General features: G+C 33.3%; 24 protein-coding genes. 12 read left to right on the top strand and 12 right to left on the bottom strand.

From position 1 onward, the window contains the following. Nucleotides 1–463: 463 nt before the first annotated feature. The gene (locus tag ACFX4G_RS21855; protein WP_197227541.1) at nucleotides 464–1879 is read right to left on the bottom strand and encodes an MFS transporter; all 1416 of its coding nucleotides are present in this window, start codon (nucleotides 1877–1879) and stop codon (nucleotides 464–466) included. A gap of 520 nt (nucleotides 1880–2399) precedes the next feature. On the opposite strand from ACFX4G_RS21855, the gene ACFX4G_RS21850 reads away from it, so the two are divergent. Continuing rightward, nucleotides 2400–2837, top strand: coding sequence for an STAS domain-containing protein (locus tag ACFX4G_RS21850; RefSeq protein WP_377576900.1), 438 nt, complete (start codon nucleotides 2400–2402; stop codon nucleotides 2835–2837). Nucleotides 2838–3066: 229 nt separating this feature from the next. On the opposite strand, the gene ACFX4G_RS21845 is transcribed toward ACFX4G_RS21850, so the two are convergent. Both ACFX4G_RS21845 and ACFX4G_RS21840 read right to left on the bottom strand, forming a co-directional pair. Continuing rightward, nucleotides 3067–3903 carry an STAS domain-containing protein gene (locus ACFX4G_RS21845; protein ID WP_377576897.1) on the bottom strand — a complete coding sequence of 279 codons (837 nt, stop codon included), beginning with the start codon at nucleotides 3901–3903 and terminating at the stop codon, nucleotides 3067–3069. Nucleotides 3904–4111: 208 nt separating this feature from the next. Next, nucleotides 4112–4423, bottom strand: coding sequence for a hypothetical protein (locus tag ACFX4G_RS21840; protein WP_377576894.1), 312 nt, complete (start codon nucleotides 4421–4423; stop codon nucleotides 4112–4114). A 316-nt stretch (nucleotides 4424–4739) separates the two neighbouring features. On the opposite strand from ACFX4G_RS21840, the gene ACFX4G_RS21835 reads away from it, so the two are divergent. The 4 genes from ACFX4G_RS21835 (at nucleotide 4740) to ACFX4G_RS21820 (ending at nucleotide 8087) form a co-directional block, all read left to right on the top strand. Further along, entirely contained in the window at nucleotides 4740–4979 is a 240-nt protein-coding gene (locus ACFX4G_RS21835) for a hypothetical protein (protein WP_377259742.1), read from the top strand. Nucleotides 4980–5488: 509 nt separating this feature from the next. Beyond that, the gene (locus ACFX4G_RS21830; RefSeq protein WP_377576889.1) at nucleotides 5489–6277 is read left to right on the top strand and encodes a hypothetical protein; all 789 of its coding nucleotides are present in this window, start codon (nucleotides 5489–5491) and stop codon (nucleotides 6275–6277) included. 4 nt (nucleotides 6278–6281) lie between these two features. Further along, on the top strand, nucleotides 6282–6752 hold the full coding sequence (locus ACFX4G_RS21825; RefSeq protein ID WP_377256935.1) for a hypothetical protein: 471 nt from the start codon (nucleotides 6282–6284) through the stop codon (nucleotides 6750–6752). Nucleotides 6753–6936: 184 nt separating this feature from the next. After that, nucleotides 6937–8087, top strand: a protein-coding gene (locus ACFX4G_RS21820) for an IS3 family transposase (RefSeq protein ID WP_377559212.1) whose coding sequence is annotated in 2 segments (ribosomal slippage) — nucleotides 6937–7189 and nucleotides 7189–8087 — 1152 coding nt in all. Because the reading frame shifts where the segments join, the coding sequence is not laid out codon by codon here. Between the two features lie 568 nt (nucleotides 8088–8655). On the opposite strand, the gene ACFX4G_RS21815 is transcribed toward ACFX4G_RS21820, so the two are convergent. From ACFX4G_RS21815 to ACFX4G_RS21805, 3 genes are all read right to left on the bottom strand, one after another. Further along, complete coding sequence (locus tag ACFX4G_RS21815; RefSeq protein WP_374989571.1) at nucleotides 8656–9501, bottom strand: STAS domain-containing protein; 846 nt, start codon at nucleotides 9499–9501, stop codon at nucleotides 8656–8658. A gap of 596 nt (nucleotides 9502–10097) precedes the next feature. Continuing rightward, nucleotides 10098–11150 (bottom strand): Delta(5) desaturase DesA, encoded by a 1053-nt coding sequence (gene desA / locus ACFX4G_RS21810; RefSeq protein WP_162215342.1) that lies wholly within the window; start codon nucleotides 11148–11150, stop codon nucleotides 10098–10100. Between the two features lie 338 nt (nucleotides 11151–11488). Then, nucleotides 11489–11680, bottom strand: coding sequence for a hypothetical protein (locus ACFX4G_RS21805; protein ID WP_377576884.1), 192 nt, complete (start codon nucleotides 11678–11680; stop codon nucleotides 11489–11491). A gap of 317 nt (nucleotides 11681–11997) precedes the next feature. Between ACFX4G_RS21805 and ACFX4G_RS21800 the strand changes: the two genes are divergently transcribed. Next, the gene (locus tag ACFX4G_RS21800; protein WP_047934552.1) at nucleotides 11998–12201 is read left to right on the top strand and encodes a cold-shock protein; all 204 of its coding nucleotides are present in this window, start codon (nucleotides 11998–12000) and stop codon (nucleotides 12199–12201) included. Between the two features lie 242 nt (nucleotides 12202–12443). On the opposite strand, the gene ACFX4G_RS21795 is transcribed toward ACFX4G_RS21800, so the two are convergent. Beyond that, entirely contained in the window at nucleotides 12444–12686 is a 243-nt protein-coding gene (locus tag ACFX4G_RS21795) for a cold-inducible protein YdjO-related protein (protein WP_162215385.1), read from the bottom strand. 237 nt (nucleotides 12687–12923) lie between these two features. Between ACFX4G_RS21795 and cshA the strand changes: the two genes are divergently transcribed. The 4 genes from cshA (at nucleotide 12924) to ACFX4G_RS21775 (ending at nucleotide 15742) form a co-directional block, all read left to right on the top strand. After that, nucleotides 12924–14324, top strand: a complete 1401-nt coding sequence (gene cshA, locus ACFX4G_RS21790; RefSeq protein ID WP_377577008.1) for a degradosome RNA helicase CshA — start codon at nucleotides 12924–12926, stop codon at nucleotides 14322–14324. A 338-nt stretch (nucleotides 14325–14662) separates the two neighbouring features. Next, nucleotides 14663–14833: a hypothetical protein gene (locus ACFX4G_RS21785; RefSeq protein WP_214989313.1), complete on the top strand. Its 171-nt coding sequence runs from the start codon at nucleotides 14663–14665 to the stop codon at nucleotides 14831–14833. A 28-nt stretch (nucleotides 14834–14861) separates the two neighbouring features. Continuing rightward, nucleotides 14862–15050, top strand: a complete 189-nt coding sequence (locus ACFX4G_RS21780; protein WP_377576881.1) for a hypothetical protein — start codon at nucleotides 14862–14864, stop codon at nucleotides 15048–15050. A 194-nt stretch (nucleotides 15051–15244) separates the two neighbouring features. Next, entirely contained in the window at nucleotides 15245–15742 is a 498-nt protein-coding gene (locus ACFX4G_RS21775) for a hypothetical protein (protein WP_377576878.1), read from the top strand. 293 nt (nucleotides 15743–16035) lie between these two features. Here ACFX4G_RS21775 and ACFX4G_RS21770 read toward each other — a convergent pair whose 3' ends face one another. Then, the gene (locus tag ACFX4G_RS21770) at nucleotides 16036–16518 is read right to left on the bottom strand and encodes a hypothetical protein (RefSeq protein WP_377576875.1); all 483 of its coding nucleotides are present in this window, start codon (nucleotides 16516–16518) and stop codon (nucleotides 16036–16038) included. 229 nt (nucleotides 16519–16747) lie between these two features. Between ACFX4G_RS21770 and ACFX4G_RS21765 the strand changes: the two genes are divergently transcribed. Both ACFX4G_RS21765 and ACFX4G_RS21760 read left to right on the top strand, forming a co-directional pair. Beyond that, complete coding sequence (locus ACFX4G_RS21765; protein WP_377576872.1) at nucleotides 16748–17017, top strand: hypothetical protein; 270 nt, start codon at nucleotides 16748–16750, stop codon at nucleotides 17015–17017. A 265-nt stretch (nucleotides 17018–17282) separates the two neighbouring features. Beyond that, nucleotides 17283–17555, top strand: a complete 273-nt coding sequence (locus tag ACFX4G_RS21760) for an HU family DNA-binding protein (protein ID WP_097825604.1) — start codon at nucleotides 17283–17285, stop codon at nucleotides 17553–17555. 138 nt (nucleotides 17556–17693) lie between these two features. On the opposite strand, the gene ACFX4G_RS21755 is transcribed toward ACFX4G_RS21760, so the two are convergent. The 4 genes from ACFX4G_RS21755 to ACFX4G_RS21740 form a co-directional block, all read right to left on the bottom strand. After that, nucleotides 17694–19042, bottom strand: a protein-coding gene (locus ACFX4G_RS21755; RefSeq protein WP_377576868.1) for an IS3 family transposase whose coding sequence is annotated in 2 segments (ribosomal slippage) — nucleotides 17694–18583 and nucleotides 18583–19042 — 1350 coding nt in all. Because the reading frame shifts where the segments join, the coding sequence is not laid out codon by codon here. Nucleotides 19043–19206: 164 nt separating this feature from the next. After that, a complete protein-coding gene (locus ACFX4G_RS21750) occupies nucleotides 19207–19479 on the bottom strand; it encodes a stage V sporulation protein S (RefSeq protein ID WP_377576865.1) in 273 nt (90 codons plus the stop codon). A gap of 166 nt (nucleotides 19480–19645) precedes the next feature. Beyond that, nucleotides 19646–19909, bottom strand: coding sequence for a hypothetical protein (locus ACFX4G_RS21745; RefSeq protein ID WP_034652926.1), 264 nt, complete (start codon nucleotides 19907–19909; stop codon nucleotides 19646–19648). Between the two features lie 627 nt (nucleotides 19910–20536). Continuing rightward, entirely contained in the window at nucleotides 20537–20674 is a 138-nt protein-coding gene (locus tag ACFX4G_RS21740) for a hypothetical protein (RefSeq protein ID WP_377576862.1), read from the bottom strand. Nucleotides 20675–20755: the final 81 nt, after the last annotated feature.

The following is a 20755-nucleotide window of genomic DNA, read 5'->3' as shown; positions in this document are numbered from 1 at the left end:
TTAACTATTGTTTAAGGATTAAGAGTAATTTAGTTCATATAATGTTTTACATAATCGGGCTTATGTAAACTAGAAGTGAATACGATATACAGTCTGAAAAATAAAAAAGGAGCAGATTCAAATTTGAAACCCGTTCCTTATCCACTTCAGTATAATATGCATACTTTTAAATTAGAGGTATTAAACATTTATTGCAAAAAGAAAACACTACTGTATCTTGACAATAGTGTTTTCTAATCAAAAAAATGGGTTTCGAATACCAAAAGTCGGAAGGCATTCTACTTGCATTTTGTTCCAAGTGCATAAAAAATATACTAACAGCAAATGAAAAAACTATCCTATATGAACTGAACCCAAAAAGTTGTCTTTTGTCTTTCTTCTCCCGAGAAATCACGTTTGTGAGAAAATGCTTTTCGGAAACAAGTAAGCTTAAAACGCAAAATAGTTGAGTAGCTACTTTCTTTTATTCCGTTGATTTTTCTTTTTGTTCGGTATGCCACCATAATGCATCTTTCGGGTTTTCAACAGCTTCGTTGTATTCAGATTTAGAAGCAACTGTTGGATAAGAACCTTTTAGAGATTTTCCTGCCGTGTTCTTGAATAAAAATAAAATCACTAAGAACCCGATAATGCTCACAATGGTTAGATAGAAAGCAGGGGCTAAGTTATTTCCTGTTTCATGAACTAGCCATGTGGCAACTAATGGCGTCGTCCCACCAAATATTGAAACAGAAACATTAAACGTCACGGCTAATGTTCGGTAGCGAATATCGGTATAGAACATCGTTGGTAATGTTCCAGGCATGGTACCTTCGTAAGTGGAAAGTAGAACACCTAAAATTAAAATACCTAATGAAATAAAGACTAAGCTGTTTAAATTGATTAAATAAAACGAAACAGCTGACAATAGACTTAATCCACCTAAACCGATTAAGAAAACCTTCTTGTTTCCAATTTTGTCACTAAGCTTTCCAAACATGAAAGCAAGTGGCACCATCAGAATCATGGTCACAGTAATTAATACAGTTCCCACTGTATTAGACAATCCAATAATTTCATTTAAATAAGAAGGCATGTACGATAATAGCATGTAGTTTGTAATGTTAAAGAATGCCACAGCTACAAAACAAACAAACACATCTTTTTTGTGATTTTTCAAAATGGATAGAAAGCTTTCTTCCTGGACTTGGTCATCAGAGCTGGAAAGTTCATTTTCAAAAATCGGCGTTTCCTCTAAACTGCTTCGTAAATAAAATCCAATTAGACCTAAAGGTAAGCCAAGTAAGAACGGTATTCTCCATCCCCATGAGGCCATCTGTTCATCCGTTAGAAGAAGAAAAAGCAAACTAGCCAGCAGTGATGCTAGGATATAACCCGTGAGGGTTCCAATTTCTAATCCACTTCCAAGTACATTACGCTTATTGTCTGGAGACGATTCGGCGATATAGACCATTGCACCAGCATATTCACCTCCGGTTGAAAAACCTTGAATAATTCTTGCTATTAATAAGAGGATCGGTGCCCATATACCGATTTGATCGTATGTAGGTAATAAACCGATGAGCAATGTGGAAAACGCCATTAAAATAATGGTGGTGGTTAGAACAACTTTCCTTCCTAACTTATCTCCAATTCTTCCGAATATAATACCCCCTACTGGGCGCATTAAGAAGGCAATCGCAAAAGTGGCAAATGTGAATACCAATTTTAGCTCATCATTCCCAACAGCACTAAAAAAGTTTTGACTAATGATAACAGCTAAATATGAATATAAACCAAAGTCAAACCATTCCATTGCGTTTCCTACGCCTGTAGCAAAAACGCTTTTTTTAGCTTTGTCAATATCTACGACGTTAATTTTTTTCTTGTTAAACTTCATTTATATTATGTCACCTCCAAGGCATATGATTATACAAGAATAAGAAGCAAAGTCAAACTCAAGGCTTACTTAACCAGACATACAAAAGCTTTTAAACATTCATTATTTTTAAATAAAACAGTGGGAAGTATTCATTCTGAAAAAATACTACATACAATTTGTTCCTTTTAGTTAGTAGTCAAATATAGGGGTAAAGTTGAAAGACATAGAAAAAAGCTACTGACTGACTCCACCAACAGTAGCTTTTTTCACATAGAATAAGAAAGTTGATGCCTCTCAGCATCCTAAGTAGTTTACCCACAATATACAAATGTTACTCATATATTGTAAATAACTACATGTTATGTAGTTTCAAAGAAGATACCTCATTAGAGAGTAACTTCTTCTTATTATAGAATAACAAGCTTTCAAAGAAAAGTCATGTAACTTGATTGATATACATATTTAACGCAAAATAAGTATAGAACACGGACTCTCTACAGAAGAAATTGTATTTATTAATAAACGATTTAACTATTTGTTGGATATAAGTATCACCGAAACTGTTATAGTATTTGAACAAGTAAAAGATGAAATTATTAAAAAGGCACAACAAGAGGTGTTGAAACTATCGGTTCCTGTCGTCCCCATTCAGGATAAAACTGCCGTTCTCCCACTAATAGGCTCTATCGATTCAGAAAGAGCTGAATATATCTTGGAGAATGTGATCTTGAAAATTATCGAAATGAAAATAGAGTATCTGATTGTTGATTTTTCAGGTATCTTGAATATAGATACTATAGCTGAACGTTACCTCTTTGGTATCTACAGTGTTCTTCGCTTACAAGGTATTGAGGAGGTCATGATGACAGGTATACGACCTGAACTTGCTCAAACTGTTGTTAGAAATGGCATTGATTTCTCCTCTATTAAAACCTATGCAACGGTTAAACAAGCGATAGAAACTCAAAAAAGCTAGGAAATTAAGTTTCCCAGCTTTTTTGCATTAAGTTGATTTAGGATGTATATCATATGCGGAATTAGTATTTTATCGGTACTATCGCAAAACAACCCTAGAGTTATAACTCCAGGGTTACCTGAGTAATGATTACTCAGGTATAATAAACTTTATTTACTTTTTCAACAACGCTTCTAATTTCACAAACTCATCTTCATTTCTGCGTGTAGAGAAAACTTCTCTATTCCTCCTACATGCGGTCGAGTTCTAGATATTCTTTTAATGTTTGCTGTAATGTCCCTTTTGCTTCTGCCTTGTCCTCAAAAGAGATTCCTGAGTGAATCATTGTTCGCACTAGGTCAGTACGTAAACCTGTAAGAACAGCTTTAGATCCCATCATTGAAATCCCAGTTAATATTTTTTGAAAATGGTCAATGACATGCATCTCCATGTTAGCAATTCCAGAAAGGTCTATAATTAATGTTTGAATCTTTAAACCTGAGATACCCATCAATACTTTCTCCTCAATCGTTTGGATACGATTGAGGTCAATCATTCCGATCAACGGTAGTACAGCTATAGATTGGCTAAGTGGTATAACGGGTACTGATAGATTTTCAACTAAGTCCCTTTGGGAGGCAATTAATTCATCTTTATACGTGGAATAACTAATGAGAAAAGTGTTAAGAAATTGATCAATCTTATCATTAATTCGTTTCTCTAAGGCATAAAATTCTTCACGGCCATTAAAATGGTTATTTATTTGATCATATTGATAGATAAAATGCCACAATGTTCGCCTAATGGCCTGTACCCATTCTAGTTTGAAGGCAAGAGTTAAGGAATACTCTGCCCAGGCTATTCCTTCTTGTTGAGCGAAAGCAACGAGTTGTTCTGCCTTTTGCTCCACGACATATAGAGATAACTTTTGAGCATTTTTTAAAAGATCAATATTTCCAGTTTCTAAAATGTCATTAATCTTAGAGGCTACGTTAACTGCCTCTGATAAAAGTTTATCCTGGAAGTTCTGTTTGTTATCTTTAATGAAATCGGTCATTTTCTCTCTCTGATTATAAATAATTTCCATTTTGAATACGCCCCTTATTTGTTTACTGATTATTGTTATCCTTAATTAATACATATTCCCAAATGAGTTATTATTTATTTTTATTTTCATGCCTTGTACTACCTTCACTAAATATGTTTTAAATAAAAGAACAATAAGACTTTTATAATGAATCTTTAAACCTGGATATACCCATGGTCGTGCCCACTTTTTTCAACATGATAAAGGATCAATGGAGGTTATTTCCACTGGCTGCTATCCATTCAGATAGCTCATCAAAAATATTCTGCACTTGTTCTTTATTTAACGTGTCAACATTCTCCCATGCACTAGAAATATAAATCCCTAGATGATCAGGACAGGAAATGGATTCAGTAATAAGGGCTTTATAAAATAAAGGATTACCACCTTTATCTACTTCACCCTTACATCTATAGTTTTCAAACGTCCAACCATCTTTTGTTTTTTTAAAATGATAAAGGTCCTTATACCCCAATAGAGGGCTGTATATTTGCATTTTGAATCTAGATCCACTACTCAACTTCAGATACCTCCTACCTCCCCAAAAATCTCATTTTTAAATAAGATTCTTTGTATCTTTACCCCTAAAACATATATTTTATTTACATCTTTTATACCATATCTATCTGTAATTCCCAACTACGTTATATTGGTAATATATTTCCTAATCCCAATGTAACATTACACTTTTTGTTTTTTTTACAAATTTATTTCAATTTTAAAATCTTTATTTCAATTATTGAAGGTAATAACTTATAAATATACCCTATGTTAAAATGGATTAAACTTTAATTTGTAAAATTTCTTTAAATAGTGAGAAAGGGGTTTGGTGATACATGACAATAATAAAAATCAAAGAAATGTTAGAAACGTTATTACGATATGAAGATAGTGAAATCACTCATACCTTTTGTAATGGAAATCATACCTTTTCTCTCAGTTATTCTAAAAAACTAAAGAATTTTCAAGTGAAGAATATTAAAACGGGCCATATTGAACATTTTCCGGATGTGGAGACTACATCTTTAGCTTTGTATAGAGTAATAAGTATTGTGGAAAAAGAAGTCACTGAGTAATAATCCATTTTAAAGTTTACATAACAAGTATGATGTTTCTCTTTACTGTTCACCATATCAGTAGGCAGTAGAATGAATATTTGTAGACAGAAAAGCTCCTGAATAGGCATCAGGAGCTTTTCTATCTTTAGTTACCATAATGTACATTCTAAATACATACAAAAATCACGAATCATAAACAGTAAATTGAGCAAACTACTCAAGATGCAATAGAGCATTATCAACATAACATCTATATTTCAACGACTAGGAAAACTACTGTACAGGAGCAGTAGTTTTTTTCGTTTGAATATACGAATTTAGTTACCATACTTTGTTTTCTTGAAAATAACATATAAAAAATCTATTTATGGAAAAATATAGGGATTTTTCTAGTCACAAGACTCTTCATTTTGATAAGGATTAGATTTATATCAATTGATTGAATCAGAATAAACAAACAAGAGCATGTTAAATATGGATGGTAGGTATAAAAAGTATATTTTCATAACATCTATAGGAGATCGCAAATGAATAATTATAATAATGACAATACTATAAGACGCTATATTGCTCATGTTAGTATATTTGGAACGACTCAAATCCATTTAAGAAACCCCTATATTATTGCTTGGTGGTCAGCAGCTTTTCCTGGTTTTGGACATTTACTACTGTCTAAATACCTTCGCGGCTTTGTGTTATTTATATGGGAGGTCACCATAAATATTAAATCTCATGTAAATTTGGCAATGATTTATTCTTTTCAAGGAAACATTGATATGGCCAAAGACGTGCTTAATACAAGATGGCTTCTTATTTATATTCCCGTTTATATTTTTGCTATATGGGATAGTTACCGAACAACAGTTGATTTAAATAAAATATACGTGTTAGCTGAAAGAGAAAATCATCGGTTCAACTCCTTCAGTATAGGAGCCATGGAAATAAACTATTTAGATAAACGGAATCCCATCTTATCCGTTTTTTGGTCGGTATTAATGCCTGGCCTAGGACAACTCTATATTCATCGGATCATTGGTGCTTTCTTTGTCATCATTTGGGCAGTCGTTTTCTTTTATTATTCTCACCTACTTGAGGGTATTTCTCTGCTATTTTCAGGAGAAATACAACAGGCGACTTCTGTTTTAGATGCAGAATGGTTGTTGTTTTTCCCCTCTTTATATGGTTTTGCTATCTTCGATTCCTATATGAATACCGTGGAGAATAATAAACTTGTTGAAAGAGAGCAGAAAAACTTCTTCGAGAAAATGTATCAACACCCCAGCTTTCGTATTGGAAAAGGAAAAAAGGTGAAATGAACATATGCAAATTTTTTCTACATTTGAATACTCAAGTTATGTAGAACTAGCTATTTCCGAGTTAGAGGAAAAAGGAATAGGAAAAGAAGACACATTTATTGTTCCTCTCAATAATCGAACGGAAAACCGTCGGATTTTTGATAGCCTTCATCGAGCAGATGGGGTTTCTCTTATTGATTTAGGAATGGCTCTAGCCACAGCCTTTTCTGTTATTGGTGCGAGTATTGGTTTTAAACTAAGCTGGGGCCCTATTTATTGGGGGATTATTAGTGCTTTTATCGGATTTGTCTTAGGACTAGGAATTAAACTATTTATGTTTAAAGTCATTAAGAAAAAGCAACGGCTTCTACGCGGTAAACATTCGGAAGTCATACTCATTGTTGATTGTCATGCTGTAGACGCCGAAGTGGTTGAACACATTTTGTGGAATAATTTAGCCTTAGGGGTTTCAAAAATTAGATCAGATGGTTTATAAAAACAAGTCATGAACGTACAATATAATGACCAGACATAAGATAAATTAACTTCTGCTTTTTTTGATTTTATGATAAGTGACGATTAATTTTATCTTCAAATGTATGTCTAGACATAAAAGCACCCCAATTGGAGATGGTACGATAAACTGGACACTAAATTAAGAGAAAAAGGTGATTCGGTTTATGGGTAGAAAAGTTTATGATCGTCAATTTAAAATGGCTGCAGTTCAGTTGGTACTGGAAGAGAACCTATTTGTAAAAGAGATTGCGAAAGAATTATCTATTCATCCTAATACGCTATATCGTTGGGTAAGTGAATACGAAGAATATGGGGAAAGTGCGTTTCCAGGCCGTGGGAGCGCACTTTATAATTCCCAGTATGAAATGAAAAAGCTTAAACGTGAGAATGAAGAACTTAGAAAAGAGCTTGATCTACTAAAAAAGTTCCGGGTCTTCTTGAAGAAAAAGAATGTGTAAGGTTTCAATTCTTAAAAGAAAATAAACACAACTATAACATCAAGAAGGCTTGTAAAACGTTAAACATCTCACGATCAGGTTACTATGAATATTTACAGAGAAAACCTTCTAAAAGAGCTTTAGAGAATGAAGTGTTACGTGCGGAAATACAGGAGATATTTAAGGAACATAAGGGTCGATACGGATCTTTAAGAGTTACAAAGGTTCTTGAGAAGAAGGGAATCAAGGTAAACAGAAAAAGAGTAGGAAAACTGATGCGTCAAATGAACCTATATGCGAAAGGAAGCAGGTATCGCTATAAACGTTATAATAAAAAATCACCTTCTATAGAAAGACCCAACCTCCTTAATCAAGTTTTTCACACAGACGGACGAAATAAAATATGGGTCGGTGACATTACCTATATCCCTACTCAAAAGGGTACTTTATACCTTGCGGTATTTGTGGATATGTACTCGAGAAAAGTGAGTGGCTGGTCTATGAGTACACGGATGAAAGATTCTCTTGTGATAGACGCTTTTTTACAAGGATATAACAAAGAACATCCTCCAACAGGATTAATTATCCATACAGACCAAGGATCCCAATATACGGGTAGTAATTTTCAAGCCGTACTGAAAAAGTATGGTGCTGTTTCAAGTGTCAGCAGAAAAGGAAACCCCTACGATAATGCATTAATGGAATCTTTTTATAAGACCATAAAAAGAGAGCTCATTCATGGTGCCAAATTTACAACACCAGAACAAGCTCGAAAAGAAGTATTTAAATATATAGAGCTCTATTACAATACCAAAAGAATGCATTCTTCTCTGCATTATCTTTCCCCTATTGAATACGAAAAAGCCTATTCATCATAGTATCTTAACTTAGTGTCCAATAAATATTGACAAGTCCACAATCATTAGAGTTTCTTTGTCTAACAATTGGGGTGCAGTTCAATCTGAGTAGTCTTTTCTGTTACGTAATTAGGTTTTGTGATGACAGCTCACCCTGTCTTGAATAGTTTACTCAAGGTATGAGTTATTGTTCATTTTTGTAATTATTAAATAAAAAGCAAGAAACAGATCTTTTAAAAAAGATCTGTTTCTTGTTACATTCCAATCTATCATGGTACTTTACCCTTTTGTTTAAGAAATGAAACAAAAATATTTTATGTGGAAGAAATTTGCTATATGTAAAAAGCAGACTTGTTAGGAAGTCTGCAACAAGAAATAAAGCTATTCACAACAGGTATTGTGTATATTCAAGCGAACTTTAGCAGTCTGCCCTACTCAAAAAATTCTATACTTTATAGTGTGTATTTTACTTCAATTGTTCGAAAGAGTATCGCTTTAAAAATAGATTAACTACTTATAAATAGTCTTATGTTAAGCAGTTTTTTGAAGATAAATAGAATTCAATTCATACACTATTAGGTGAGACTATTTATTCTAACGTATCTATGGTTAAATTCAAACTAAGAAGTGCTTGTTCGAGGTTTGATTTTACAGTTATTTTACTAAAATTAATTCCAAGTTGTATCATGGTCTGAGCAACTTCAGGACGGATACCAATTAACATGGTTTTTACCCCAAGTAAATCTAATGCCTCAATGATTTTAAAAATTTGATGGGCAACCATAGTGTCCACAATCATAACACCAGAGAGATCAAATAGAAGGTGAGATAACTTCAATTCATTTGCTTTCTTCAACGTTTCGTCTAGTAAGAGAGTGGCTCTTTCCGTATCTACCTCTCCAATTAGAGGGAGTATAGCAATTCCTTTTGTGATAGGGACCATAGGGACGGATAATTCAAGGAAGGCACTCTTTGCTTTTTTTAATGTTTCATGATGGAAATTAACATAAGTCAAACTAAAAGCATAAACAGCTTTATCTAATAAAGGATCAATAATCGAGCTTAATTCAAATACAGTGTCTATCGGCATGTTGTGTTTTTTTATTTCTTCTTTAAGTACTTCCCATATGAATTTCCGATAATAACTTGTGGTCTCTAAAGCCTCACTCAGAGAAACCCCTAGATTTGATGCCAATTCTCCTGACTCTTTGCCCCATTTCAATATTCGATCGAAACTTGTATTTTGATCGAGGTTTAACATGATTGCTTCTCCAAAATTGTTGATGAAGTTTGCTCTCATTTCAATAATTTTTTCATTTGTAAGATTGAAATTTCTTGTTTGTTTAAGGTCTACCATTCTATTTGTATGTACTTTATGCGCAATTTCATACTTTTTTTCTACGATTTTTTCTCCTAGAAAGTGCAAATTATTCATTGAATTTTGTCCTCCGATCTTACCTTATCTAAAAAGGTAATTTTCATTATTTTAACATTTGAAATATGAGCTACATAATTAGATTTTTTAGATAATTTGATTGTTCCTAAGGTAGTAAGAGTCATTGTTATTAATTCTTTAATTTCAAGAACTCGCTTTATAGTAACTAGCTCTATAAACTACAAATAAAGCTAGCTGTGTTAAGCTAGCTTTATATTTTCATGGCGTTTTTCTATAAGTTTTCAACTGCTTGTTTATCTTTAAGCAATTCTTCTTTATTCTCTTTTATTTTCTCCAATTTTGAATTTCCATAAGATTCTCTTCAAGGTCTTTTGCAAAAACAATAGTTATAATACCAATATCTCGATATTTTTTCAACTACCTTCTCCACTTTTGTTACAAAAAACATAACTTCATGATTGATGATACTAGAAGACGAAAAGAAATGATTTATTAGTAAGAAAATCTCACAAAGTGCTCAAGTGAAAAAAGCCCGAATAAGGGACACTTTTTATGTAGTGACCCTTATTCGGGTTATAGTTCAGCTAATCCAGGTATTTTTTTATTAAGATTGAATGATTTTATCGTATGGATATTCAATTTTTATCGAGGTTTGGTCTTTTGTTATTCAAATTCACACGCGATTTTTTATTGTCTAGTAGATGCTTAATTTCTTTGAAGCTTACAAAACGTTTATTTTGTTGATCTAAAAGTCGAAAACGAAGAGACTTCAAGCTTGTGCTTAGTGTAATGGTTGTTGCTTTCTGTAATGGTGGCGTAGACTCATGCGCCTTTTCTAAATTATAGTTGGGAACTCTTGGAGCCAAATGATGTACATGATGGAAACCAATATTACCTGTTACCCATTGTAAAACTTTAGGGAGCTTGTAATAGGAGCTACCATCAACCGCAGCCTTCACGTAATCCCACTCTTCTTCTCTTTCAAAGTAGGAATCCTCAAATTGATGCTGTACGTAAAATAACCAAATTCCAAGTGATCCTGCTACAAAAAGGATGGGAGCTTGAACGAGCAGAAAAGCTTGCCAACCAATACCCCAACATAAAAGTGCATACACCGCAACAATTGAGAAATTGGTTAAATATGTGTTCAAACGTTCCTTTCGTTTCGCGTCTTTTCGATTCAATCGGTTAGAAACGAAGAAAAGATAGATGGGGCCTAATCCAAACATAACAATTGGATTGCGATAAACTCGGTATGCTAACCGGCCCCAGTAGGAAGCTGCAACATACTCATCAACTGTCATGACCCACACATCACCAGTTCCTCGTTTATCTAAGTTGCTGCTCGTAGCATGATGAATCGAGTGGCTTCGTTTCCACTGTTCATACGGAAACATGGTTATAACCCCACTGATTGTACCAAGGATATTATTTGCTTTTCGGCTTTTGAAAAATGATTGATGACAACAATCATGGAAAATAATGAAGATTCGGACGACGAACCCGGCTGTAACAATACATAATGGTAGTGTTAGCCAATAAGAAATAGACAAACTTTGATAAGCTAGAAACCAAAGTAGTAAAAAGGGAAGGAATGTGTTTATTAATTGCTTTATACTTGATTTCGTATTGGATTTTTCAAAAGGTGCTACATTTTTTCTTAATTCAGTCGTTTTTTGTTTACTCATGTGTTCCTCCTTACATCTTTACCGTGTTTAATATTCAGCTCTTCTTTATCTTTATAGTAGAGCATAGTACCTGGTAATGAAAGATATAAACGTCAAGTAACTAGTATGACAACTGTCATACATGTGTGTATGTATTTTCTTAATGAAAGGAAAAGGGTGTGAAGAAAAATTCATTTTCATTAAAGTAGTAGCATTATTTTAGTTACAGCTATTTAAAAGTGCTCATAAATGTGTACCTTTCCAACAGACTTTGAGCCACTACTTTTAAATATAATGCGAACAAAAAACTACCTCCCCTATGATGACTAAGGATGGTAGTTTTTCAGAGCTATGAATGTTCAACTGTCGTTCATTTTGGTATAAAAACTCTTTAACAATTTCATCATCTCACGCCCCGATGTTCTAGACAGTTTATCATTACCTTCATCTTCATATGTACTCACATACCAGCTGCCCTTGTCATCTTCATTTAACCTATATACCTTATCGCTTCTACTATCTGTATAAAAATCTCCATCCTTCAGTCTCAAATAATCCTCCCCCTCTATCACGTATATACCCTGTATTGTACCCAACATATCAATTTTATAAAAAATTTCATCTACACAAAAACAGTAAATTTTAAATTAGGCCTTTTACAATACAGGTTTTTACATCTTAAAGATTCATCTACTTTCCTGGATTTGCTATATTAAGTTTTATATGGTACGATTAAGTTAATTATTTTTGTTCGGTGTAGGATTAAGAGAAGAGAAATCTCTTCCATAGAAATTTTCATCTTAAGATAGTATGGTTGGACAAGGGTAGTAATACAAGTGTGGAATATTCCACACCAGGAGGCAATATTATGGAACAAGGTACAGTAAAATGGTTTAATGCAGACAAAGGGTTCGGTTTTATTGAAATTGAAGGCGGAGACGATGTATTTGTACATTTCAGCTCTATTCAAAGTGAAGGCTTTAAATCGTTAGACGAAGGTCAAAAAGTAACGTTTGATATCGAACAAGGTCAACGTGGAGCACAAGCTGCTAACGTTCATAAAGTAGCATAATCAAAATGAGTAAAAAGACTCCACCTGGGAGTCTTTTTTACTTTTAATTCCACTAGCTAGAAAAACCAGACTTAAAAGTCTGGTTTTTTAGACAAAACGAACGGTACAAGATGTAGACTAGTTAAAACATACACTGGAAATATAAAGCAAATAAGGATATCAATTTGTTAAAGAGTTTAATTGTAGTTAAAAAAATCAGAAGTTTTTGGTGATTTACACAAAAATGTGGGTATGAATTATTTTTAATGGGGATTAGGAGACTCATCTAAAAACCGTTCTCGAGCTCTCATTTTATGACCACATAAAGGACACTTTTGATGATTTTCATAAGAGAAGTTTTTTCTCATCCAACCATTAGACTCTTCTGATTGATATTCCCAAATTTCTGTTCGTTCTTTAGGTAAGGGTTCTTGACCTTTCTTCCTATGGTTATAATACTTAACTACATCATTCCTTCTAAATAGTTTACCTTTTAAAAAAGAGATATCAGGACCCCTATCTTTCTAAATTAAACCGCATTTTATAGATCCTATAAGAATTTATAAATACACGGAAGCGCGGATAAAATAAGGCATGAATTCGTCTTGTACAGATAAGTTAGAACAAGACTTCCATTGATAATAACACTGATTTACAATACGCAGGAATGAATAAGTAACATCTCTGGTTAAAGAGTACTTTTCTCATTTCTGAATTTGAGTAAAAGAAGGAGCACGAAACAGTTGAAAAATTTTTCTGATTTTCACTTAAGTAAGGACATTGAAAAGGCCATTCATAACTTGGGTTTTGAAGAGGCTACGCCAATTCAGGCTGAAGCTATTCCAATGGCTATGACGGGTAAAGATCTAATTGGACAAGCTCAAACCGGGACTGGAAAGACAACAGCTTTTGGTATACCCCTTATTGAGCGAGTTGAGCTTGATGAAGAAGCGATTCAGGGAATCGTTCTAGCGCCGACGCGTGAACTGGCGATTCAAGTAGCTGAGGAATTAAATCGAATTGGACAGGTAAAAGGAGTTAAAACATTACCCATTTATGGGGGGCAGGACATTAATCGTCAAATCAAGGCCCTCAAGAACAGACCGCATATTATCTCGGCAACCCCTGGACGTCTTATGGACCATATGAAAAGAAGAACGATTCGTTTAAATCATATTCGTATGGCTGTTCTGGATGAAGCAGATGAGATGTTAAACATGGGCTTTATTGAAGATATCCAAACAATCCTTGGTGGGATTTCTTCTCCCCATCAAACCTTACTATTTTCAGCAACCATGTCGAAGCAAGTACAAAGTTTAGCCCAGAAATTTATGAACAATCCTGAACTCGTGAGAGTAAAAGCGAAGGAGTTAACAGTAAAGAATATTGAGCAACGTTATGTGGAAATTCCAGATAATCGAAAGTTTGATGTTCTTTGTAATCTTGTAGATCTTCAAGCACCAGACCTTGCTATTGTGTTTGGACGAACAAAAAAACGTGTGGATGAACTTGCTGAAGGGCTAAAAAAACGTGGGTATGCAGCAGAAGGCATTCACGGAGACCTTACACAATCAAAACGTGCCGATGTGATTCGTCAATTCAAGGATCATACGATTGAGATTATGGTCGCAACCGACGTTGCAGCAAGAGGACTTGATATTACAGGTGTCAGTCATGTCTATAATTTTGATATTCCTCAGGATCCTGAAAGCTATGTTCATCGTATTGGTCGAACAGGACGGGCAGGTAATAAGGGATTGGCGGTTACATTTATAACTTCGAGAGAACGTCATCACTTAAAAGTGATTGAAGATGTTACGAAAACAAAGATGTCTAGACAATCGCCTCCCACTTCTAGTGAAGTAATGGCAGGACATCAGGAAGCAATCATACACCGCGTTTTGAACACCATCGACAAGAGAGAGTTCGGGGAATATAAACCTGTGGCGGAAAAGTTATTAGAAGAAGTGGATTCTGTTACTTTATTGTCAGCCACTTTAAAGCTCTTAACAAAAGAATCCAATATGGCTCCTGTCCAATTAACTGAAGTGGCACCACTTCGTAATGAAAAGGCAAAAACGGAGCGTAAGAGAAGTAGAGGCAGAAAAGAAACAGTATGGCGTGAAAAAAAGTATAGAAAATAATCCCTTACTGTTTTATGACTATGTACTTCATTAGTAGGTATTGAGGTTTATCACACCGTAAGGTGTCAACATACAACTATCCCTTCGTGAACCAACTATCGAAGAAAGGTTGCTTACTTTTTTAACACATATATCAGAAAACCTATACGAATTGATGTAAGCCTTTCTCAGCTCCATTATAAGAATCACACGGAAACTTTAATTGTTAATCCTTATGATTGTGGAGAACTAAAAAAATATCAGGCAAAAGAACTGGGTAAAAATAAAGAATCTTAAGAGATTTAAATTATGTCTTAAGATAAATTTTATTATTTCTGATACGAGAGAGGATGAGGGCCATGAGCGTAAAACCATTTACTAATGGAGAAATAGTAAACATAAGAGTATCGAATGAATTAGTGACAATCTTAAAAAGTCATTATGTAAAAAACATGAAAAGATACTCTTATACGGTCAATAAATATCCAAGTACTTTTTTCTTTGAAGAAGAATTAATGAAGCAAGAATAATAAGTAGATAAAGAGGGGTGCTACACCTATGCTTAAATTTAAAGTTATTTTTGCATTTATAAATGGCAGGACAAAGGAATTAAAATTTGAAGCCACATCAAAGAAAGAAGTCATTAGTCATATAACAAAATATGAAAGATTCATTTCGAATGAAAAAGAGCTAGTGCACATCAATTTAAATAATGTGGTACAGTTTATGGTTACAGAAGAAAAATAAGAATAATAAAAATAGGCATCTATTAATTGGGGTGCTTTTTATTTTGATAGAAATACTGATTTAAGAAATAAGCAACACTATAAGGTTTAGAGCTTTTTGATTCCATGACGTGTCATCAGTGTCCTTTTTTATTTTGAGAAAACAGGGAATTTTTTAAGACTCGTCGTATTAATATAGATAAAGAGGTGATTGAATTGAAACAATTAATTATCAATAATGTTGAATTTAACGTTGAAAATTTCGAAGAAAAAACAATTACACATTCCACTACAGGTGAGCAGCTAAAAAAGATTGGTTTTGCATTTTCGGTTATAGGAAAAAAAGATTATAACTTATATGACTTATTTTTCGAAAGCCCCCATTTTGAACTTACTATTGTTGATACAAATGAGAAACTTAAAATGGGAAATATTTCACACAGTACTTTTTATCAAGCAGCAGAGATATCAGATGACACAAAAGTCGTATTTAGAATTAAGTTACAACAAGAACCAGTCAAAGAAAAAGAACTTACAAAAGATCAGAAGTTGATGGTTAATGCCGTAAATGAGGTTGTTTTATCTAGAGTAAGATTTAAAGCGTTAGAAGAAATACTAGAAGAAAAAGGATTAATCGAAGGTGATGAATTATTTGATAAGATTGAAAAAGTAGCTAAAAGAGACTTTGATACGTTAAAGAAAGAATTACTTTAGGGTAAAGAAGAAATAAATACGTAAAAGCACCCCTATCTTATCAAGGTGCTTATTTATTTTTCCATAACGAGCCTTTTCGTATATTATTTCCGAGAACAGTCGTTATGCTTAAGTAAATGATAAAGTATTTTGTGAAAATCATTAGTTTTACTATTCACTAAAAATATATACAAATATGTAATATTAATACAGAATCTTTTCTACCCTTACTATTCTAGACGAATATTAACAAAGACTGCTAATTAACTAATATTCTTTATATAACATACATTTGAGAAAGTTATTTTTTAAAGTTATAGATAAGGGGAATCAACCCTCTCAACATGTAGACCTGTTAAAACTACTTTTTCTAAAGCATTAAAACATTTTTGAGAGGTTCCTATGTACATATAATAATCATAGCCAAAATGGACAAAGAACTGGTTTCCTAACTCTAATTTACACCACACTGCATTTCGTAATGTTAACTTTACTAGCGTTTTTACTTCTTGAATACTTATCCATTGTCCTATCCATAATTTTGATATGAATTCAGTTGCATTTTGAGCTTCTATATCTTCAGACCATTGTTCTAACCCTTTTATATAAAGTTTGTTGATATTCATTTCATTCATGAATGTTATAACAGCATTAATATACTTTTTTTCCACTTTCAAATATTCATCCATCTCTACATTTATTCCTACTTCAGAAAAACAGGTCCATTCATCATTGAGAAAGTAACCATTATTATCTCTTTTTAAAGGGTTATATTTCGTTACTCTCCAAGAATACAACTAGCACTCATCTCCTCAGTATAGGTTTTATATATATCTAGTCAACATACCAGAAACTCTTGGGTTTAAAAAGAACTCTGTTTGTTAAAGAGAATTCGGTATACAATTTGTACTTCCTGCAATTTTATTTAACTTATCTTTAAACCAATATAGGAAATAGGCATCAAAAATATTCAGAATAATATAAAACATTAAATGAAAGTAACTTATGGAAAAGGTAGTGAAAGCTATGGCTAAAATCACAGGAAAAGAAAAAGTAGAGTTTTACTTAGATGGAAATTTATTAATGGAAGGTCCAGCCTCTGAATTTTTTAAAGAAGGAAGCATGCACGGGGAAAATATTCCATTAGGTTTAGGAGATAGGTTTGATATGATGAATTTCCCGACAATGGGTGACACAATAAAACTTCGAGTTATGAAAATGAAAGAAGATCTTCTAGCTTCAGGAGAAATTCACACGCTTAAATACTTTCTTTCAAATTATGACGATCAGAAATAATGGCATATCAAAAGCACCCACTAAAACAGCAACGTGTAATTGAAATATATAGATAAATAAATCTATAAAATTATACTTATACTTTTCATCTAAGTATACTTATGCGGAATTTATCATACCAAACAATATATGAATTTTCGTATGTAAATCATACAAAAAGAGGTTTTTTTCACTTTCTATCTAATATTATAAGGTAACAAGTGTGTAGAAGCTAGGTTAACACCTCTACATACTAAGTTAAAATAATAGGATGAGGTGTTTGAATATGAATAAAATGGAACTAGTTAGTGCTGTTGCAACAAAAGCAGAACTAACACAGAAAGATGCTGAAAACGCTGTAAATGCGCTACTGGAAACAATTTATGACACACTTGCCAAGAAAGAAAAAATCCAACTGATTGGATTTGGGACATTTGAAGTGCGGGACCGTGCAGCACGAACAGGTCGTAATCCTCAAACAGGTGAAGAAGTAGATATTCCTGCTTCGAAAGTGGCTGCTTTTAAAGCAGGAAAGGAATTAAAACAAGCTGTTAAATAACTATAGTTTTTGATGAATAAAACCACTATAAATTTAAAATTGATTATAAAGATGGAAACATCAACTCCAATTTTATTATGGTGTATGTTCTCAAAAAACTACCTCCTTGAACTGAACCCAAAAAATTAGACCCTTTATCTAAGCAGCGAATGAGGATTGAACTCTGTATTCTACAGGGGTCAATCCTTTTAATTTTACTTTTATTCGTTTGTGGTTGTAATAAACAATATACCTCTCTAATTCCTGTTGAAAGTGCTCCATACTCTCAAACTCTTGGAGATAGAGTAACTCTGATTTTAATAGACCAAAGAAGTTTTCAATGACTGCGTTATCAAAACAATTTCCCTTACGGGACATACTTTGAGTAATATTGTTTTCTTTAAGTAAATGCTGATATTTTGTCATTTGATAATGCCACCCTTGATCCGAATGGAGTATTGGACGTTCTCCGACTTGTAAGTGATTAAATGCCTCATTCAACATTGTTGTCACAAGGGAAAAAACAGGCCGTTTGTCTATATGATAAGAGACAATTTCACCATTAAAAAGATCTAGAATAGGGGATAAATAAAGCTTCTCTCCAAACAGATGAAACTCTGTAATATCTGTGACCCATTTTTCATTTGGTTTAGACGCTTCAAAGTCGCGTTTAAGAATGTTAGGAGCGATCCTTCCTGTTTTCCCACGGTACGAGCGATATTTTTTGAGTCGCACGAGGCTCTTTAATCCTAATTCTTTCATCAGTCTATATACGGTCTTGTGATTAATAGAATACCCTAGTCTACTCAGCTCTAAGGTAATACGACGGTAACCATATCTACCTTGGTGCTCATGAAAAATATGCTTAATTAGTTGTTTCATCTCTTTGTATTTATCAGGACCCTTAAAAGCTTTCGTCCAGTAATAATAAGTACTACGAGCGATTTTAGCTACCTTTATAAGGTCGACGACCTTATATTCATGCCTTAATTCAAACACTATTTGGGCTTTTTCTCGCTCTTTGATTCCCTTGATGCTTGAACTAAGGCGTTTAACTTTTTTAAATACGCAATTTCCATTCGTAGGTATTCATTTTCCTTTAGTAACTCTTCATTTGTCTTGTCTGTATCAAGATTTTCAGTAGGCTTTTTCTTCATTTTTGGACGACTCCTCTTTTTAGGAAACAGGCCATCCTTACCTTGTTCTTCAAAGGTTCTTTTCCATTTCGCCACCGTTGAGTAAGAAGGAATATTGAATACATATGATGCTTCACGAATAGACGCTCCTGTTTTTTCCATATAAGTTAATACGTCCATTTTAAACTTCACAGAGTAATTTGTATAGGTCGGCTGTAAACCCTTTTCTCCATGTTTTTGATACAATGCCACCCATTTTATAATATCTGATTTAGTGGCGCTCATTAACTTGGCTGTTTCCCTATATGAGTTGCGCTTATTTAGGTACAAATCAATAGCCTTCAACTTATCTTCAAATGTATGTCTAGACATAAAAGCACCCCAATCATTAGAGTTTCTTTGTCTAACAATTGGGGTGCAGTTCACCTGAGGTAGTTTTTTTGCATTTAAAAATGCATACTATATGCTTTTTTAGTTTGTATAACAGCAATTATCGGCAATAACATGCTAAAAAGTCCTTTTTACTTAACGCAAATCTATCGTTTTTTTCTAGGGCTTAAAATTAATTTGATTCCTGTTCGTTCTTCATTATCGATTGAAATATATGTAAACCCAGGAACACAAACCAAATCAACACCACTGGGAGCTACGAATCCCCTTGCAATCGCAACAGCTTTAATCGCTTGATTTAAAGCGCCGGCTCCCATTACTTGAATTTCTACATTACCTCTTTCTCTAAATACGGCTGTAATTGCACCTGCAACTGAACTTGGATTTGATATTGATGATACTCTTAATATAGTATCCATATAAAGTGCTCCTCCTGTTATTTAATCGATTTATTTGATCAATGGAACGAATGTAATTGACGTATCTTTAAATCATATCCATATCCCGATTAAACTGAACTATTAACCGACTCCTAAATGGGTGCCTCAATTAAAGGAGTTAAGACATATATCTCTTAACTTTTGTTTATTTCCCGACCATTCCCATGATAAATGGAGTAAGATCACTCAACTTTATTTTATTGCTAAGAACCTTTAAAAAAACAGTAGAGACATGTTCAGGTATAGGTGTTCGACTATCTACAGTTGCTGTCAAAAAATAATATAAAAAATCAAAATGATTTCCTCTTCTCATGGCATCACTCAAATAATGAGCATAAAGATTATTATTTAATAGCTTCCCCTTTACGACTGTTCCAAAATCATACAATTCATTAACAGTTGTATTCACAATGGATTCCTCCTTCTAAAATTCAGACGGTTAAAAACCGGATACCACATAGTTACTATAAACTGAACGAGAACACTTTTTAACTGCGTGTAGAAGAAACACTCTACTTTCTATAATGAAAATGCTACGTAATATTGCAGGGGGAAGCTGTTACATAAGTGTATTATATTAGAAAACGGGAACTTGTATGAATACGCGTAGAAGATAGTGGAGAAGGGAAAAGTTATCCCTGTAGTAAAGGAGTGTTAATCCCACGGGCAATTTAATTAGCTTGATTTGATGATTTTTGCACTAATACCATATTAAGAGGACTAAAAAGGAATCATTGATAAACTAATAATTAGACTTTCTCCTTACCAGCTTTAAAGAAAATTAGGAAGTTTTATTTTATATATATTCTTTTTTAAACTAAATTCCCCTGCTCTATTTCTTCTAGTAAATCTTTAATCTGTTTACATAAATTAATCCTCAAATTTAACATTACGCTTTCTTTTGACATCAAATTAGCTCCCTATAAAAAGATTTATAACAGCAATAAACGACCTATTCATTCGATTAGAATCATAAGGTCGCCTACATTATTTTCATTTTCATTTTTTATCCTTCCAGTTTGCTTTATTTATAGGTTTATTCTTTTATATTTTCATCTTCTAACTGTCTTAGATTCTCCTCGTCACATTGTTTAAATAAATAAGTAAGGTACGAATGTAGTTCAAATTGGTCCTCCTCAATAAAATCAGACCATATTTGTTTGGTTTCTCTCATCATTCCTCCCCCTTTTTTATTTCACTTTTATATCTTTATGGCTCCTTAACTAGAAATTTCTTATACATACAAAGTGACCAT

The sequence above is a fragment of the Priestia sp. YIM B13486 genome (assembly GCF_042787865.1).
GTDB classification, from domain to species: domain Bacteria; phylum Bacillota; class Bacilli; order Bacillales; family Bacillaceae_H; genus Priestia; species Priestia megaterium.
The sequence above is the reverse complement of the archived record's forward strand: the minus strand, read 5'-3'. Positions and strand labels throughout refer to the sequence as shown.

What these genes read in the sequence shown, in the direction of transcription:
- ACFX4G_RS21835 (WP_377259742.1), top strand. Translation starts at nt 4,740, where the DNA reads ATGACAATAATAAAAATCAAAGAAATGTTAGAAACGTTATTACGATAT.
- ACFX4G_RS21815 (WP_374989571.1), bottom strand. Translation starts at nt 9,501, where the DNA reads ATGAATAATTTGCACTTTCTAGGAGAAAAAATCGTAGAAAAAAAGTAT.
- ACFX4G_RS21845 (WP_377576897.1), bottom strand. Translation starts at nt 3,903, where the DNA reads ATGGAAATTATTTATAATCAGAGAGAGAAAATGACCGATTTCATTAAA.
- ACFX4G_RS21750 (WP_377576865.1), bottom strand. Translation starts at nt 19,479, where the DNA reads ATGGATACTATATTAAGAGTATCATCAATATCAAATCCAAGTTCAGTT.
- ACFX4G_RS21760 (WP_097825604.1), top strand. Translation starts at nt 17,283, where the DNA reads ATGAATAAAATGGAACTAGTTAGTGCTGTTGCAACAAAAGCAGAACTA.
- ACFX4G_RS21855 (WP_197227541.1), bottom strand. Translation starts at nt 1,879, where the DNA reads ATGAAGTTTAACAAGAAAAAAATTAACGTCGTAGATATTGACAAAGCT.
- ACFX4G_RS21740 (WP_377576862.1), bottom strand. Translation starts at nt 20,674, where the DNA reads ATGAGAGAAACCAAACAAATATGGTCTGATTTTATTGAGGAGGACCAA.
- ACFX4G_RS21765 (WP_377576872.1), top strand. Translation starts at nt 16,748, where the DNA reads ATGGCTAAAATCACAGGAAAAGAAAAAGTAGAGTTTTACTTAGATGGA.
- ACFX4G_RS21830 (WP_377576889.1), top strand. Translation starts at nt 5,489, where the DNA reads ATGAATAATTATAATAATGACAATACTATAAGACGCTATATTGCTCAT.
- ACFX4G_RS21825 (WP_377256935.1), top strand. Translation starts at nt 6,282, where the DNA reads ATGCAAATTTTTTCTACATTTGAATACTCAAGTTATGTAGAACTAGCT.
- ACFX4G_RS21800 (WP_047934552.1), top strand. Translation starts at nt 11,998, where the DNA reads ATGGAACAAGGTACAGTAAAATGGTTTAATGCAGACAAAGGGTTCGGT.
- ACFX4G_RS21785 (WP_214989313.1), top strand. Translation starts at nt 14,663, where the DNA reads ATGAGCGTAAAACCATTTACTAATGGAGAAATAGTAAACATAAGAGTA.
- desA (WP_162215342.1), bottom strand. Translation starts at nt 11,150, where the DNA reads ATGAGTAAACAAAAAACGACTGAATTAAGAAAAAATGTAGCACCTTTT.
- ACFX4G_RS21780 (WP_377576881.1), top strand. Translation starts at nt 14,862, where the DNA reads ATGCTTAAATTTAAAGTTATTTTTGCATTTATAAATGGCAGGACAAAG.